The organism is Ruegeria sp., assembly GCF_965221235.1.
In the GTDB taxonomy this organism is placed as follows: domain Bacteria; phylum Pseudomonadota; class Alphaproteobacteria; order Rhodobacterales; family Rhodobacteraceae; genus Ruegeria.
In genome coordinates, this window is sequence record NZ_CBDCRS010000003.1 from 496,686 (window position 1) to 512,903 (window position 16,218).

General features: G+C 58.3%; 9 protein-coding genes. 5 read left to right on the forward strand and 4 right to left on the reverse strand.

Going from position 1 to position 16,218, the window contains the following annotated elements; all coding sequences use genetic code 11:
* Window positions 1–7: 7 nt before the first annotated feature.
* On the reverse strand, window positions 8–2,047 hold the full coding sequence (locus ACOQOY_RS02675) for a beta-propeller fold lactonase family protein (protein ID WP_420583942.1): 2,040 nt from the start codon (window positions 2,045–2,047) through the stop codon (window positions 8–10).
* A 156-nt stretch (window positions 2,048–2,203) separates the two neighbouring features.
* Between ACOQOY_RS02675 and ACOQOY_RS02680 the strand changes: the two genes are divergently transcribed.
* Genes ACOQOY_RS02680 through ACOQOY_RS02700 form a run of 5 tightly spaced genes read left to right on the forward strand, consistent with a single transcriptional unit; the run spans window position 2,204 to window position 11,725 of the window.
* Complete coding sequence (locus ACOQOY_RS02680; RefSeq protein ID WP_420583943.1) at window positions 2,204–6,073, forward strand: beta strand repeat-containing protein; 3,870 nt, start codon at window positions 2,204–2,206, stop codon at window positions 6,071–6,073.
* 56 nt (window positions 6,074–6,129) lie between these two features.
* Window positions 6,130–6,939, forward strand: a complete 810-nt coding sequence (locus ACOQOY_RS02685) for a SapC family protein (RefSeq protein WP_420583944.1) — start codon at window positions 6,130–6,132, stop codon at window positions 6,937–6,939.
* A gap of 7 nt (window positions 6,940–6,946) precedes the next feature.
* Complete coding sequence (locus tag ACOQOY_RS02690; protein WP_420583945.1) at window positions 6,947–8,290, forward strand: TolC family protein; 1,344 nt, start codon at window positions 6,947–6,949, stop codon at window positions 8,288–8,290.
* On the forward strand, window positions 8,287–10,431 hold the full coding sequence (locus ACOQOY_RS02695) for a type I secretion system permease/ATPase (RefSeq protein WP_420583946.1): 2,145 nt from the start codon (window positions 8,287–8,289) through the stop codon (window positions 10,429–10,431). Before ACOQOY_RS02690 ends, ACOQOY_RS02695 begins: the two co-directional genes overlap by 4 nt.
* Window positions 10,415–11,725 carry an HlyD family type I secretion periplasmic adaptor subunit gene (locus tag ACOQOY_RS02700; RefSeq protein ID WP_420583947.1) on the forward strand — a complete coding sequence of 437 codons (1,311 nt, stop codon included), beginning with the start codon at window positions 10,415–10,417 and terminating at the stop codon, window positions 11,723–11,725. The genes ACOQOY_RS02695 and ACOQOY_RS02700 overlap by 17 nt, the downstream gene beginning before the upstream one ends.
* A 104-nt stretch (window positions 11,726–11,829) precedes the next feature.
* Here the strand turns inward: ACOQOY_RS02700 and ACOQOY_RS02705 are convergent, their stop codons facing one another.
* From ACOQOY_RS02705 to ACOQOY_RS02715, 3 genes are all read right to left on the reverse strand, one after another.
* On the reverse strand, window positions 11,830–12,531 hold the full coding sequence (locus ACOQOY_RS02705) for a response regulator transcription factor (RefSeq protein ID WP_420584025.1): 702 nt from the start codon (window positions 12,529–12,531) through the stop codon (window positions 11,830–11,832).
* Entirely contained in the window at window positions 12,531–14,396 is a 1,866-nt protein-coding gene (locus ACOQOY_RS02710; protein ID WP_420584026.1) for a PAS-domain containing protein, read from the reverse strand. Before ACOQOY_RS02710 ends, ACOQOY_RS02705 begins: the two co-directional genes overlap by 1 nt.
* 105 nt (window positions 14,397–14,501) lie before the next feature.
* A complete protein-coding gene (locus ACOQOY_RS02715; RefSeq protein WP_420583948.1) occupies window positions 14,502–16,034 on the reverse strand; it encodes a sulfatase-like hydrolase/transferase in 1,533 nt (510 codons plus the stop codon).
* Between the last annotated feature and the right edge of the window lie 184 nt (window positions 16,035–16,218).

The window sequence follows — 16,218 nt, forward strand, 5'->3', positions numbered from 1 at the left end:
TGCCAACTTAAATGGGTTCCAGATTGCCCAATAGGATTGAGGTCATGTCAGTGGTCAGCACATTGTCGACCACGATGACCTCCACGCCTGTCTCATAGGTGACATTGGTACTGGTGATCCCCGACAGGTCGGCGTCATCGTCCAGAAATACCCATTCCGCCTCATGCTCTGTGGGCAGACCAACAGCGACCTGTAGGATCGCCAATGCGTCCAAAGCGTTCACCACGCCGTCCTGATTGATGTCCGCCGCTATCAGATTTTCCGGCGTCGCAGGCCCCCAGGTCGGGTCCAGCCCGACCGAAATCCTCAGAACCTGCAACGCGTCAAGCGCAGTGATATCGCCGCTGGCCGTTGAGTAGGTTTTGATGATCTCCAAAGCACCTGCATATGTGCCGGGTGGCAGTTCAAGGTCGAACTGCCCTTCATCATCCGCTCGTACAGAAACGGTGCCGCCGCCCTCGGGTGTGAACAGGATTTCAGCGTCAGTCAGCCCGGGGTTCGCCGCCTCTGAATCGACAGTAATGTCCCCCAGAACCCCGTCGGAGCTGCCGGGGTCGAGCCCGCCGAAATCTCCGAAATCGACGGGTATATGGTCAGGGCCTTCAAAACCTGGCCCGAACACCTGATCGCGGGTCAAAGGGCCGCCGGTGGATGAGGTGATGTGGATCGTTTCACCAAGAAACTCGATCCGCGCCCCCTGCGCCGTAGGGGTGAAAGTCAACTGATCCGGCGAACGCAGCAAGGGATAATCGAACATATCCAACCGATCGACACCGGCTTCAAAGCCGTCAATCGTCGTCGGGTCGCTGCCATATTGCATGACAAAGATGTCCGCACCTGCCCCGCCGATCATCGTGGTCGCGCCTACGCCTGCGATCAGGATGTCATCCCCGGCCCCACCGATCAGCGTCGTTTCAAGAATACTGCCGCTGAGCATGTCATTCTGCGCCGTCCCGGTGACTGTCCCGAAACCGCCACGCACGATCCCCAGATCTGCGGTCGAAACCGACAGTTGTGTCAGACCCGCATCCTGTTGCGAGGCAACGAGGATCTGCAACTCGTCCCCGACTTCGGCAACGCTAAGGGTCTGGACGTTTTGCAATCCGCTGGCCAGTGTGTCCTCAAAGCTGTCCTGATGCACAAGCTGCCCACCGGGGGTGAGTGTGAATAGTGTGACCCCGTCATCTCCACCTCCGGCCACGACAAAAACGTGGCCGTCCACTTCGACAACGGACAAGTCCTGCACGTTGCCAAACCGGGTGTGCAGCGAATCCAGAACGTGATCGGTCGGCGTCAGGCTGCCATCGGCCGCCAGCTCCATAACACTCAGCGAACTGCTGCCCGCGCCGGCAACAACGACCCAGGATTGCCCATAGGCCTGCACCACTTCGACCGCGGTCGGCGTACCAATTCCCAAAGTGGACAGCGCATCGCTGTTGTCTGTCTCAGTCAACGCGCCCGTTGTGCCATCGACATTGTAGGTGCTGACCGTGTTACTCGCCGCATCTGCCGCAATCACATAGTGGTCCGTACCGATTTGCAACGCCTGCATCGAATCGGCCTGCCCTGAAACCGTGGAAACGGCCGTCAGCCCTCCGCCGGGGCCGATAGTATAGGTCGCAATCTGATCGGTTCTGTCATGGGCGACGGTCAGTACGGAACCTGTCTGCACCAGGGCAGACACATCCCCGCCGCCGGGTATGGCTCCGGTCTCTTGCAAGGTGCCGATTGTGCCGTTCGGGTTCAGTTGATAGCCAACCAGACCGTTGGCGGAAAACACATCCAGAACAAGCTGTTCTTCCCCGGCCAGCGAAATCGGCGTGCCGCTGCGGCCGACCTGATAGGTGATCGTGCCGCTAAAATATTCCGTATCCTGTTGCTGCGGCAGCTGACCTTCGGACAGCCTCCAAACCGTGATGCCACCGCCGGCACCTGTCACGCTGTACAGATATGTGACCCCGTTAAACGTTTTTAAAGCCGTATCGCCGATACCTGAATCGAGCGCTGCGCTCCCCGTTGCAACCACACCTTCGAACTGAAGCATCATACCAAATCACCCCACGCCAAATCTGGCCCCGATGACAGGTTGATCTGATGCCCGGTCCAAAACCAAAGCGGGATTGTGGTGAAAACACGGAGTTCGGCTTCAGTTTAACTAAACTTTTTCTGGTCCGACCGCATGAGTCACCGACGGGAAAGACAGATGACCAAAACCTGGCCCCCTCGGGCGGACGCGGAAACCACATATGAGGGCAAGATGACCAAAAAACCCGATTTCACGATCCTTCCGGCTGATGACCAATCGGATGCCGAGCGCAAACAAAACATCCGCCAATGGATCGACGGCAAGATGCGCCGCTGGGCCGGGCGGGGTATCGCTGGCGGGCTGGGCTCGACCCTTTTGGCCTTGCCCGCGCTGGCACAGGCCACGATAGAAGAGCTTTATGCCTTTCAGTTTGCCGAGACCATCCCAGGGGTTCGGTCGGTCAAGCTGCTGGATAGCGGCGATGTGATGCTGAAACTTGCCGACGGGCGCAAGGTCATTGTCGCGGCGGACAACGTTCAGGTGTTGGACAGCGGCGCAATCATGATCGCCGAAGAGGTGGTGTCAGAGATCTCACAGTTCAGCCTGGTTGAGGCCGGAGCAGCCGCAGGTGCAGGCGGCATCAGCGGGACCGGCGCGCTTTTGGGCGGGCTGGGACTGGCTGGTGCCGCCGCAGCAGCTGGCGGAGGAGGCGGCGGTGGCGACGATGCCCCTGCCCCGGCACCAACCTATCCCTTCCTCAATCTGGCCGACGCCCAGTCCAATTTCCTGAGCAGCGCCCGGTTAAGCATGACAGCCCCCGAAGGTGCGGAATCCGTTGAGGTCTCCATTGGGTCTCTGACAGTTACCACAACGCCGGACGCGGATGGCAGTTGGAGCATTTCCTTGACCCCGGACCAGATCGCCGGCCTTCCACAGGGTGTACAGACGGTGTCAGTCCGCTCAATGGACGAAAATGGCGAGGAACTTTCAGCTGAAACCGTCACCTTCAACGTGGACACCATCCCACCGACTCTGAGCATCTCCGGGTTCTCGGATGGCGCAGTGATGAACGCCTCGGAACAGTCGACTGATCTGATCGTGACAGGCGCAACAAATGCCGAGGACGGGCGGGTCGTGACGGTCTCGATCAACGGTCAGACCTATACGGGCGCAGTATCCGGCGGACAATGGAGCGTGACCGTTCCCGCAGCCGACCTGAATGCGCTGCCAGACGGTGCAACAATCAATGTCTCCGCCGATGTTACGGATCGTGCAGGCAATGCCGGGGTGCAGGCGGATGCCAGCTTTGACACAGATTTCACAGCACCTTCTGTCACACTGGACCCAGTGGCGGGTGGTTCGATTGAATTGATCGACGTGGTCTCGGACCTGACACTGACAGGGTCAACCACAGCCACTGATGGGCAGCCGGTTTCGGTCTCTTTCAGCGGGCAGGCTTATTCGACCACAGCATCGGGCGGCAGTTGGAGCGTCACGATCCCCAGCGCTGATCTGGGCGGGTTGACCACTGGCGTCCCGGCCCAGATCAACGTGACCGTCAGCGACCCAGCCGGAAACATATCGGTCCCGGCATCGGCCTCTGTCCCGGTTGACCTGACCGGGCCGTCGATCGCAGTGTCCCCTCTTTCAGTTGGCGCAGTGCTGAACGACGTTGAAACGGGTACAGACCTTACGATTGCCGGATCGACGGCAAACGTTCAGGACGGTCAACAAATCACGGTCACGCTGGATGGTCAGACCTATTTCGGCTCGGTGTCTGGTGACAGTTGGAGTGTCACTGTCCCTGCCAGTGACCTTGCCGCCTTGGCAGACGGTGGGAGTTTTACCATCACCGCAGATGTCTCGGATACCGACGGGTTGGCAGCACCTCAGGCCAGCGTTTCGTTGGATAAGGATGTTACCGCACCAACGCTGAGCATCGACACTTTCTCGGACGGTGCCGTTATGAATGCGGCGGAGCAAAACACTGACCTGACCATCTCAGGCGCTTCTACGGCAGAAGATGGCCAAATTGTGAGCGTGTCGGTCAACGGAGCGACCTATACCGGCGCTGTTTCCGGTGGAGCGTGGTCTGTCACGGTACCCGCGGCTGACCTCGCGGCCTTGTCCGATGCGTCAACGATCACTGTTACGGCCGATGTTACGGATGCGGCAGGGAACCCGGCAGTCCAGGCCAGCAACAGCTTTGACACCGACTTCACCGCGCCATCCGTCAGCATTTCGACCCTATCCGACGGCGCTGTCATGAATGCCGCTGAACAAGGCACGGACCTGACGGTAAACGGCACGTCGGATGCGCCGGATGGAACACTGATTACGGTCGAGATCGCCCGGCCCGACGGCGCAATCGATGTCAGCGGCACCGCCACCGTCAACAGTGGCAATTGGACCTACACCGCTCCATCTTCGGACCTGACAGCCTTGCAGAGCGGCATCAGCTACAGTGTCGAAGCATCAGTTGCGGATGCGGCAGGCAACAGCTCCGACGCGACCGCAAGTTTCAACACTGATTTCGATGCACCAATGGTGTCCATCAACCCTCTGTCGGTTGGATCAGAGCTGGATGTGATTGAACAGGGAACGGATCTTACCATAGACGGCACGACCGATGCCGAAGATGGGCAAACGGTGACGGTGACGCTGAACGGTCAGACCTATACCGGCGTCGCATCGAGCGGGAGTTGGTCGGCAACAGTTCCGACCGCGGATCTCGCGGCCCTGTCAGACAGCACCAACTATCAGATATCGGCTGGCGTGACCGATCTTGCGGGCAATACGTCCAACCCGGCGACAACCTCTATCACAACAGATTTCCGACCGCTTCTGTCCATGGACTCTATCGGAGCCAATGGCGCGATTTCTCTGTCAGACGCGCAGGCATCCGGTGTCACCGTGTCGGGCAACTCAGTCGGTTTGAGCGCAGGACAGGCAGTGGATGTTACGCTTAACGGCAACCCTGTTGGAACAGCGAACGTTGCTGCCGATGGTTCATGGTCTTTGACCGTCGCAAACACCGCGTTTTCAGGGATCGATGCTGGCGATGACCTGGATTTCGCCGCCGATGCAACAGTATCGGGTGGACCGGACCCCTTGACTGCGACCGACGAAAACGAAGCTTATGAACCGGCGGCCTATGTCATAACCCAAGCGGGCGTCAGTGGTCCGACGGTGACCTTCGAAATCTACGCAGACTCTGACCGGGATATCTCCAGCGGGCTCGCGATGACAGCCGAGTTGGGTTTCGACCCATCGGTCGTGACATTCGACACTGGGTCGGACGTGGAAAACGGCGCATTCGATCTGTTCCTGTCCAACCCTGTCAGCAGCTCAGCCATCAGTTTCGCCGGAGCCGCGACCACTTTCACGGACTTGTCGCAGCCTTTGGTGACATTCACCATGACTGTTCAGGACGCAGGCCAACCGATTGAACTGACGATCACAACCCCGGATGGTGGCCCGACCCTCTACCAGATTGGGACGTCCGGAGCTGACATGCTGCTTGCGACTGGTGGCGACACCTTCGTTCAAGGTCACGAAGGGGATGACACAATCGACGTCAGCGAAGCCGGACGTGACGTGGTTATTTTTGAAGCCGATCCAACGACGAATGGCATGGACACGATAACTGGTTTCACCATTGGGCCAGCCTCAGACATAACCGATGCGCTGAGGTTCGACGGGTTGAATGTCGGATCGCTGCGGGGCGATGGAACAGGCGTCGAGACTCTGGCAGTTGGCGATACGATTGGCACCAATACAGGCGTAGTCGGCCTCACCACTGAACTGAGCGATCTCTCCGTCAACTCAATCGAAACCGCGGTTGAAAACCTGAGCGGCGCTCAGGCCGGGGATGAAATCTATGTCATGGCAACCGACGGGACAGACAGTGTGCTGGTGAAAGTGGACTTTGCTGCACCCAACACAGCGTCGGTTGAGACTGTGGCGCAATTCTCGGGATTGGACGATCTCAGCGATCTGAGCGCGGACAATATTCTGCATACCGATCCGACTGGCGCGACAGCCTGACCGACAAAGGGGCTGCCGGAGCACTTCTGGCAGCCCATTTTACTTAGGAGAGGAAAATGGCTCAGGACGCCTTGGTTCCGGTTTCCTTCGCGCGCCACGGGCAGCGGTATTGGAGGCGGTTCACCTCTTACCAGTTTGCGGCTGCCGACACCGACTGCGCGATTGTCCTGGAAGAGGTCACACAGATCGCCGCTGCTTTCCCGATCCTGTTTAAGCAGGTCAAAGACCGGATTGAACCCAGAGCCATATTTTCGTTGTCACCGGCGGCTTCCAACCCGTTTGTTTCCTGGGACGGGCAGTGGATGGCGGCCTATGTGCCGTCCGCCTTGCGCTGCCATCCGTTTTCCGCACAAAGACTCAATCAGAATGAAACTTTCGGAAAGCCCCAGCTCAGACTGGCCGTAGATGAATCGACGGGTTTCGTAACAGATGACCCACGCAACGAAGCGTTTTTCGATGAAAGCGGCGCGCTTTCACCTGCGCTGCGCAAGGTTCAGACCTTCCTGAAAACTTGTACCGCAGCCGACTCGGCCACTGCGTCGATCTGCCAGAAAATCCATTCGTTAGGGTTGTTCGAACCCGTCGAAAAGTATGACGGAATTGCTCTGCCACCCGGCAGTCTGAGGATTTCTGCCGAGCGGCTAATTCAATTGTCCCAAAATCAAAAACTCGAATTGCTAGAGGCAGGCGCTTTCTTGATGATCCATTCACATCAAGTTTCGCTGTCACATTGCGCTTGGTTGTATCGGGCTCAGCATCAAGGGAGCGGACAGGAGAAATACACGGAATATTCAGACATTTCCGGCTTTCTCACAGCCATAGCGAACGCGCAAAGCGACGTTATCCTTGGAACTGAGAGGGTGTGAAACACCTATGCCAAAGCTTGACCGGGTACTACTGATTGTACTGTTGCTGCTACATACTTTTTTATTTTCCGCCTGCACGTCGCCTCCGGACTTGACCGGGGCGCAGGCCTCGCTTTCCTCAGGCTCAATCGGTGCCGGTGCGAGCAGACCCGCACACCAACTGGCGCAAAGCGTATTTGGCAAGCGTGTGCGGGCGGCAATTGAAACAAGCCCTGAACTGGCGCAAAGCGGAACGCGGGTTGAGATTGCATCAGCCAACCAAGACGCTGCTATGGGGGCATTTCTCCCTCAGGTCTCCATCGGAGTAAACGCCAGATCAGAGCGCATAGATTCCGACATCGCAGATGTTACGCCTTATCTGCGCGTGTCTCAGCTGGTATATGATGGAGGGGCGGCCTCGGGTGATCTGACAGCGGCGCAAGCGCGGGTTTTGGAAAGTCGCGGCGACCAGTTGCAGACGGCGTCGGCGACAGCGCTTGCCGCAATCGAAGCGTATGTTGTGGTCCTGGACCGGCGGAAAATCCTGAACATTTCCAAAGCAAACCTGTCTGCTCATGAGGATTTGGTGGGGCAGATCACCGAACGATCTGCTCAGGGGGTTGGGTCGCTTGCTGATGTACTTGCGGCTCGGTCCCGCATGGCGGATGCCCGCACACGCCTCGCAGATGCGCGGACGCGACTGGATCGCGCCGAGGCGCAATTTCACGATGTTTTTGGCTCCTTACCCGGCGAATTGCCACCGCCTGTTGCAGCACCCGATCTGGTCCGAACGGATTCCCAGATCATTATGGACAGCCCTCAGGTCAGGCGGGCAGATGCGGCTTTGCTGTCGGCCAGGGCGGAACAGGCAGCAACTCTGGCGCGGCGCCAACCTGCAGTACAACTTGCTGCATTTGCAGATCGGGATGATAGCAATGACGCCAATTTCGGAGTTGATCTGTCCTTCAACTACGAATTGGACAGCACCGGCCAACGACGCGCCTCAATTACTGCTGCCGAAGCACGGGTAACAGAGGCCGAACTCGCCAGAGAATCCATCATTCGGGACATTCGCCGCGAGCTGGAGTTTATTCGGGCCGACCAGCAGGCCGGTGCAGTTCGGCTTCAGGCGGCACGTGTCGCGGCAAAAGCCAACGCTGACAGTATTGCCGCCGCCCGCGAGCAATTCACTGTCGGACGGCGCAGCCTAATAGAAATCCTTGATGCACAGAGGGACTATGTAAACGCACAGGAAAGGCTGATCCTGGCAGAGCAAAATTTCTTCCTGACCAATTATGCAGCGCTAAGTCTGACCGGTGACATCTTGGATATGCTCGACGTTTCAATTCCCGGATGGGGTGGCGATCTATGACTCAGTTGAAGATGGTTTCCAACACACCCGCCCTTTCGCCGCTGGAATCATGCCTGCTTCACATCGCTGCTCAGTTGGACCGGCCACTGACCTTGGCAGCATTGCACGCGGCACAATCCGGTACAGCAGGTGAATTGACCATTCGCGATGCGATCGGAGTCGCGCGGAAAGCTGGGTTGCAGGCCGGATACGGCAAACGAAAACTGTCCAACTTTGATGCCCACTTGTCACCTGCGCTGTTGCTTCTGGAAGAAGGCAAGGCCGTCGTCTATCACGGGCGTTCTGGCGACGGGCATCTTCTGATTTTCGACCCCGATCTCGGAGAGGGGATCGGCGAGATCACCGAAGACGCGCTCACCCGGATTTACACAGGCTATGCGATCCTGTTTCGGCGCGATCACAACGGTACGAATTCTGACGGCAATTCCGCGGCAGGTCACTGGTTCTGGTCCGCAATGGCGGCAAACAAGTGGTCCTATACACAGGTGATACTGGCCGCCGCACTGGCCAACATGCTGGGTTTGTCCACGTCGATTTTCATTATGGTCGTCTATGATCGGGTACTGCCCAATGAGGCGACGGAATCGCTTATTGCGTTGACCACCGGGGTCGGCATCGCCCTTGCCTTTGATTTTGCACTGAAATTATTACGGGCGGGATTCATTGATCGGTCCGGTCAAAAAGCCGATATGCTAATGGGGCGCAGCATCTTTGATCAGTTGCTCAACATCCGGATGAAATCGCGGACGGGATCCACCGGCGCAATGGCAAGCACCATCCGCGAATTTGAAACCCTGCGAGAGTTTTTCACTTCGGCCACGCTGGTTGCCTTGGTCGACCTACCTTTTATCGTTTTGTTTATCCTGGTCATACACCTGGTCGGGGGGCCACTTGCCCTGATCCCGGCGCTGGCAGTGCCCGTAGTTTTGCTGGCCGGGGTGGTTGTGCAACCGGTCCTTTCTCGCCTGGCAGAACAAAGTTTTTCCGACGGCCAATCCAAACAATCGGTTTTGGTTGAAACTGTATCGGGGCTTGAAACGATAAAAACCACAGCAGCGGCTCGCCTGATGCGCGCACGGTGGGAAAGTGCGATCGAAAGACAATCCACACACGGGGCACGTAGTCGCACAGTGACTCAGTTCGCCCTGAATCTCACTGGTTTCACACAGCAAGCGGCACAGGTTCTGATCGTATTCTACGGCGTCTTTCTGATCACCGATGGTCAGGCCAGCATGGGGGCGCTGGTGGCTTCGGTCATGCTGACCGGGCGCGCGTTGGCACCATTGGGACAGCTCGCGCAGACCTTGACCCGTGTTAACCAAGCCCGCAGCGCCTTTCGCAACCTTAACGCATTGATGCTGGCCGAAAGCGAGCGGCCGCACGGGCGCAACTGGATCAGCCGAAGTCATTGTGAAGGCCGTATCACGTTCAAAGATGTCCAGTTTGCCTATCAGGATAAGACCGAGGACACACTGGCAGGTGTTTCATTCACGATCGAACCCGGCGAAAAAGTTGCAATTCTCGGGCCGATCGGATCGGGGAAAAGCACCGTCGCGCGCTTGTTGCTGGGACTTTACGAACCGCGATCGGGGTCTGTGATGTTGGATGGTGCGGACATTCGCCAGATCGACCCCGGAGATCTGCGGCGTAACGTTGGATCGGTTTTGCAGGACATCTGGCTATTTTCTGGAACCGTGCGGGAAAACATCAGCAGCGGTACAATCAAACCACAGGACGAAGATCTGATTCGCGCGGGCAAACTGGCAGGGGTCGAAGATTTTGTGGCCGATACGCCCAACGGTTACGATCTCCAACTGGCAGAACGTGGCGAGGGATTATCGGGCGGTCAGCGGCAGGCGATAGCCTTGGCACGGGCGCTGATTGGGCGGCCTCCGGTGTTGCTGCTGGATGAACCCACCAGTGCAATGGATGTCAGAACCGAGGCCAACGTGATTCACCGGCTGAAACAAGCGACGCAGGACACGACAATGGTTATTGTCACCCACAGGACCAGCCTGTTGGAACTGGTGGATCGGGTGATCGTGATCGAAAAAGGGCGTGTTGTGGCAGATGGCCCAAAATCCATGCTCGCACGGCATGCGCGCAAAACCGGGAGGCACCTGAATGTCGCGACATCCTGACCTTGCTGCCTTGGCAAGGGACATACAGGGGCGCTCACCGATCCGCGGATCATTGTTGTTGGTGGCGATCGCCGCGTGCCTGATCGTCTTGGGGATATGGGCGCATCTGACCGAGCTGGACGATGTGACGCGCGTAGACGGGCGCATAGTTCCTTCGGCAAATGTGCAGATCATCGAAGCCACCGAACCTGGTGTCCTTCAAGCCTTGCACATTCGCGAGGGCGAGTTGGTGGACGAGGGGGCTCTGTTGATGGAATTCGACACGACCCAGATCGACAGCCAACTGAGCCAGGAACAACAGCGCGCCTATGGGCTGATGGCGCGCAGCCAACGGTTGCAGGCTGAGATTGATGGGACAGCTCTATCATTCACCCCGTCACTGATCGCGGGCGCACCCGAAGTTGTACGATCGGAAACCGCTTTGTTTCAGGGCAGGCAGTCCGAGTTAAGGGCGGAAATCGCAATCCTCGAAAGGCAGCGTCACCAAAAGCATCAGGAATATGAAGAAGGGCTTGTAGACCGGATCACCGCCGATGAAACGCTGCGATTGTTGGCCGAGGAACGCGCGATGATGGAACCTCTGGTGGAAAAACGGATGGAGCCTGCAACAACACTTCTGACCCTCCGCCGCAGCGAAGCGGAGTGGGAAGGGCAAAAAACGCGCGCAATTGCCGCGACCAATCGCCTGAAGACCGGGCTGGATGAAATCGACGACCGCATTCGTGCCACCCACAGCCGGTTTCGAGCAACGGCCTTGACGGATTTGGCGCTGGCAACCACGGAACTTGCAGCGTTGCGGCCAATTCTGCCCGCTCTACGAGATCGGGCGGATCGTGCGCAGCTGCGCTCTCCGGTCAGGGGTATTGTGAACCGGGTGCATCGCAGCACTATTGGCGGGTTGGCGCATAGCGGCGAAGAGCTCATCGAAATCGTGCCGCTGAACGACCGCTTGCTTGTAGAAGCATATGTGCGGCCGGAAGACATCGCGTTTTTACACGCCGGGCAGCCGGTGAAGGTCAAAATCACCGCATATGACTTTGCACGCTATGGATCACTGGACGGTCAGATAACTCGCATCGGCGCAGACACGATCACGCGATCAGAACGCAACGATGAAGAGGTCTTTGTTGTCGAGATTGAAACCAGTAGTTCCATTCTGGATGCCGACGGGATCGCGGTCGAAATCATTCCGGGCATGATAACAGAGGTCGATATTCTTTCGGGGCGAAAGACGGTCTTGGAATATCTGACACAGCCAGTGGTCAAGATCAAAGAGAGGGCCTTACGGGAATAGCGGTTTCGGCATCGCCCCACACAACTCCGTTGAAGCGCTTCTTTTCCGCGGGGTCAGGCCAATCTTTGATTACCCAGGAACCTGCGCGAGGGCAGTCGGATATGTCATAGCCATTCCACGTCACCCAAAAAAATATATCCGGCACCATAGATCGTTTTGATCAGGCGCGGGTTTTTCGGGTCTTCCCTCAGTTTCGTTCGCAAGCGCGATATGCGTACATCCATCGCCCGATCGAAACTGTCACCGGCTGCCCCCCCAAGCGTCTCTTGCATCTGAGCCCGACTGATCAGGCGTTTGGGGCTTTCCAGAAACAGGCGCAAAACCTCGCCCTCGGCATGGCTGAACGGGGTTTCGGTACCGTCTGCCTCTTGTAGCACATAGCGATCGAAATGCGCAGTCCAACCGTTGAATCCGGCCACATCCGACTGCACCGACTGAACGCGCGACGACCGCAGGCGGGCGCGGATGCGGGCCACGACCTCAGCAGGATCGAAGGGTTTGGTAATGTAGTCATCCGCACCAAGCTCTAGCCCTGTTACCCGGTCCTGCACCTGCGCCCGCCCCGAGATTATGATGACCGCCGCCCCTTGTTCCAACGCGAGGCGATGCACAAGGGCCAGCCCGTCAGTGTCGGGCAGAGACAGGTCAACAAGGCAAACATCCGGGGTCACCCGTTTTAGTGAGGCTTCAAATTCGCGGGCGCGGGCGAAACTCTGGGTGCGAAAGCCCGCTTCTTCCAGCGCGTCCGTCAGAACCTGCCGGATTTCGGGTTCATCATCGACAATTGTGACCAGCGGTTGTGTCATCATGCGGCCTCGGTTCGGATCAGGGCAGAGAGCTGCGTCTTTGTGAATGGTTTCCTCAGGACCGGTGCGACGGACAGCGCCTGACGGTGCAACGGGTCGGAAATGGGCAGGGACGTCATCAGAATACACGGGCGGCCGGGCGTGAGTTGCGCCAGAAGGTCCAGCCCGGTCCCCTGCCCCTCGAGACGGATATCAGACAGGACAAGGGCAATATCCTGAATATCGGCTGTCAGATCCAGCGCTTCGTCGACCGAGGTGGCCTCGATCACCGAGAACCCCAGCTCCATCAGCATATCGCGGAATTGCCCGCGCAGGTCGTCGTTATCCTCGACCAGCAGCACAAGCCCGTCCTGAATCGGAGGTGCAGGTCGATAAGGCAGTCGCATGGACACCGACGCCCCCGACGGCGTATTGCGCAGGCTCAGGTCGCCGCCCGCCAGTTTGACGGTGTCATAAACCATCGGCAGACCCAACCCCGACCCCTTGCTGCCCTTGGTGGTGAAAAACGGGTTCAACGCCTTTTCCAGCCCTTCGCCTGAAAACCCCGGCCCGGTGTCCGAGACTGCGATCTCAACCCAGATATCGCCGATTTTATGCGCGCTGATTGTGACCTGACCAGCCACACCGCAGGCATCGCGCGCGTTCAGAACCAAATTGAGCAGCGCGTCCTGCACCATGCCCGGATCCAGCATCAAGGCAACATCCGGCAGCGTGTTGACCACGGACAGACCCACGCCGCGCGGCAGCGAGGGCGAAGCCAGAATGCGCAAATCCTCAAGCAGACCGCGCATGTCGGTGGCTTTGGGTTGGAACGTCCGGTTGCCGGTCATATCCGCGATCCGGTTCAGCAACTGTCCGCCGCGGCGCGCGGTCTGTTGTGTTGCGGCGACGAGTTCTCGGGCGTCTTCGGGCAGGTCCATCTTGTCGAGCCGGGACTGCATCCCCAAAATGATGGTCAACAGGTTCGAAAAATCATGCGCAAGCCCGCTTGTCATCTGCGCCGCCATTGCGCGCCGCCGTGTCTGTTGCAGAGCGACGCGCGCCTGCGTTTCCTCGGTAATGTCCACCGACATCACATAGACGCCCCCCGCGCCATCCGGCGAGAAGGATACGCGAATACGGCGCGAGTCCTGATCTTCGGTGAACTCGAAGACCGAGGTTTCGCCATCGTAGGCCTTTTGCAGATGCGGTCCGACACGGGAAAAGGCCGACGTCCCCAACGCCTCAGAGATATGCCGCCCGAGAATGTCGGACGGTCGGCCCGGCATCACGGAACTCAGGCGGCGGTTGGAATAGTCATAGCGCCCGTCCGGGTCTAGATGAGCGATATGGGCGGGCATCATCTCGGTCGTCATGCGTGTGCGGGCTTCGATCTCGGTCAGCTGGCGCTTGGCCTCTTCCAGCGCGGCATTGGTCGCGGCGAGTTTGCGGTTGGCTGCCGAAAGCTCCTCGGCCCGGTTCAATAGCTGCCCTGACAATTCCTCGGACCGGGCGCGCAACAGGGTCTCGGCCTGTTTGGTGTCGGTGATATCGGTATAGACCGACACCCAGCCTCCCTTGGGCAGCGGCGATCCCTCGATCGAAATCACCCGACCGTTTGACCGCGTGCGCTCCATGTAGTGTGGTTCAAAGGTCAATGCCTGTTGCACGCGCTGGTCCACAGCCGCATCTACGTCTATGCCTTCGCCATATTCCCCCAGCGTTGCAAGATGGCGGATGGTGTCGCTGAACGAGGCGCCGGGCTGCACCAGTTCATCCGGCAGATCGAACATATCCTGAAAACGCCGATTGCTGACCACCAGCCGTAACTGACTGTCATATATCGACAAAGCCTGACCGATCAGGTTCAAGCCTGCCGAGGTCATTGTCTTTATCTGCTGTTCAGTTATGTCCAATTTCACCCTCCCCGCGATACATGCGTAACACCTGAACCGTTGCAGGTGTAGAGGGCATGGGCGCGACAGATCGGGTCAGTACCGCGGTTGAGTTTTTGCCCCATCCGGCGTGAGCGTATGCAGCGACAACGTGTGATCCATGTTGCGCATGCGGTGCCGCAACATTTGCCGCCCAAGCCGCGCGAGATCAGCCGCAAAGGCAGGGTCATCTGCAACGTTCTCGCCCTCACCTTTGCCATGGTGATCGAACAGCAGAGGCGGCAGGTCAGCGGCAAACTCGACCAGCGTGAAACGGTCATCGCGCAGGATGCTCAGACAAGAGTCGCTGTTGCCGGTCCCCAGTTGCTGTTGCCAAGGCGATGGGGCTTCTGGTTCGGCGAAATCCAGTTCACTGAAGGAATACCCGCGCCAGTCGCCGGGTGTTTGCCCCTGCAAAAGGGGCAACAGGGATCGACCATCCATCGAATTCGGAACGGCTTGGCCAATCCAGTCCAGAATCGTCGGGGTGATATCGACGGATTCGGTTGGCGCGGTCACAACGGCACCGGCGCGGGCTTCGTTGCCAGGCATACGGATGATCAGCGGCGTGTGATAGGCCGCATCGTAGACCGTCATCTTGCCCCAACTGTGGTGATCGCCCAGCATCTCTCCGTGATCGGCGGTGATGACCAAAAGGGTATTTTCGTATTGGCCACTGTCTTTGAGGTACTCAACAACCCGGCCAATATGGTGATCCACCTCAGTCGCGAGGCCAAGGTAAACGGCCCGGAGGGTCTGAATGTTTTCTGACTTGGGTTCAACGCCATCAAAGCCCAGCACAAAATCACCCGCCGTTTGGTTGTCTATCGCCGGACCAAAAAACGGGTGAACGGCACGCTCGTCACAGGCATCGGAAAACCCGGCCGGTAAGGGCAGCGTCGCCGGATCGTACATGTCGTTATATGGGGCTGGAGCAACCAGAGGTGGATGTGGTCGGATATAGGTCAGATGGGCAAACCAGCTTTGCCCGTTCAGCGGGGCTATACTGTTCAGGAACGTATCCGTCAGAAACGCCGTATCGCTGTCCTTGGCATGATAAAGCGCGGGATCGTTCAGGCGCGGGGCGACCCCGGTCGGAGAAACCGGTTTGTGAACGTCCCAATAATCCGCGAACTGGTACCCTTGCTGCATCAGATGGGACCGCCACGGATAGGATTCCTCCAGCCGCATTTCCAAGATTTCGTCAAACCCGTGCATCGGGTTTTCATAGGATTTCAGAACCGGGTCATTGGGGTCATGGGCGCGCGGATCGGCAGACGTGTCGGTATAGCCGAACAACATCGGAATATATCCGGCCTTGCGCATCTCGGTCGCGATGTTGGGCGTGTCGTGGCGCAGGGGCGTGCCGTTGCGGACCGACCGGTGGTTCATTGCATATTGCCCCGTCAGGATCGAGGCGCGCGACGGACCGCAAGGGTTGGTGACCGAGAAATGCCGGTCGAATGACACCGCCTCATCCATCAACGCGCGCAGGTTTGGCAGATCGACATGCGACGCCAGCGCCCCGTTCAGACAATCCGCCCGCAACTGGTCGATAATGATGAACAGGACATTTTTGTTGTGCTGCATGTCACTTACCCTGATTCTGCAATGCCGCAATTTTCGTGAACTTTGGCTTGGTTCCCCGACCCGAGCAAGCCGTTGCTTGTGCTAATTTTGTTCAGGCATAAGACCAAAACGCGACCCAAAAACGGGCTTTTAGACAGCGAACCTGCCACGCAAGAGCGGGCACCGTCCAAATTGTCACCCGGCT

What these genes read in the sequence shown, in the direction of transcription:
- ACOQOY_RS02710 (WP_420584026.1), bottom strand. Translation starts at nt 14,396, where the DNA reads ATGACCTCGGCAGGCTTGAACCTGATCGGTCAGGCTTTGTCGATATAT.
- ACOQOY_RS02680 (WP_420583943.1), top strand. Translation starts at nt 2,204, where the DNA reads ATGACCAAAACCTGGCCCCCTCGGGCGGACGCGGAAACCACATATGAG.
- ACOQOY_RS02690 (WP_420583945.1), top strand. Translation starts at nt 6,947, where the DNA reads ATGCCAAAGCTTGACCGGGTACTACTGATTGTACTGTTGCTGCTACAT.
- ACOQOY_RS02685 (WP_420583944.1), top strand. Translation starts at nt 6,130, where the DNA reads ATGGCTCAGGACGCCTTGGTTCCGGTTTCCTTCGCGCGCCACGGGCAG.
- ACOQOY_RS02700 (WP_420583947.1), top strand. Translation starts at nt 10,415, where the DNA reads ATGTCGCGACATCCTGACCTTGCTGCCTTGGCAAGGGACATACAGGGG.
- ACOQOY_RS02675 (WP_420583942.1), bottom strand. Translation starts at nt 2,047, where the DNA reads ATGATGCTTCAGTTCGAAGGTGTGGTTGCAACGGGGAGCGCAGCGCTC.
- ACOQOY_RS02705 (WP_420584025.1), bottom strand. Translation starts at nt 12,531, where the DNA reads ATGACACAACCGCTGGTCACAATTGTCGATGATGAACCCGAAATCCGG.
- ACOQOY_RS02715 (WP_420583948.1), bottom strand. Translation starts at nt 16,034, where the DNA reads ATGCAGCACAACAAAAATGTCCTGTTCATCATTATCGACCAGTTGCGG.
- ACOQOY_RS02695 (WP_420583946.1), top strand. Translation starts at nt 8,287, where the DNA reads ATGACTCAGTTGAAGATGGTTTCCAACACACCCGCCCTTTCGCCGCTG.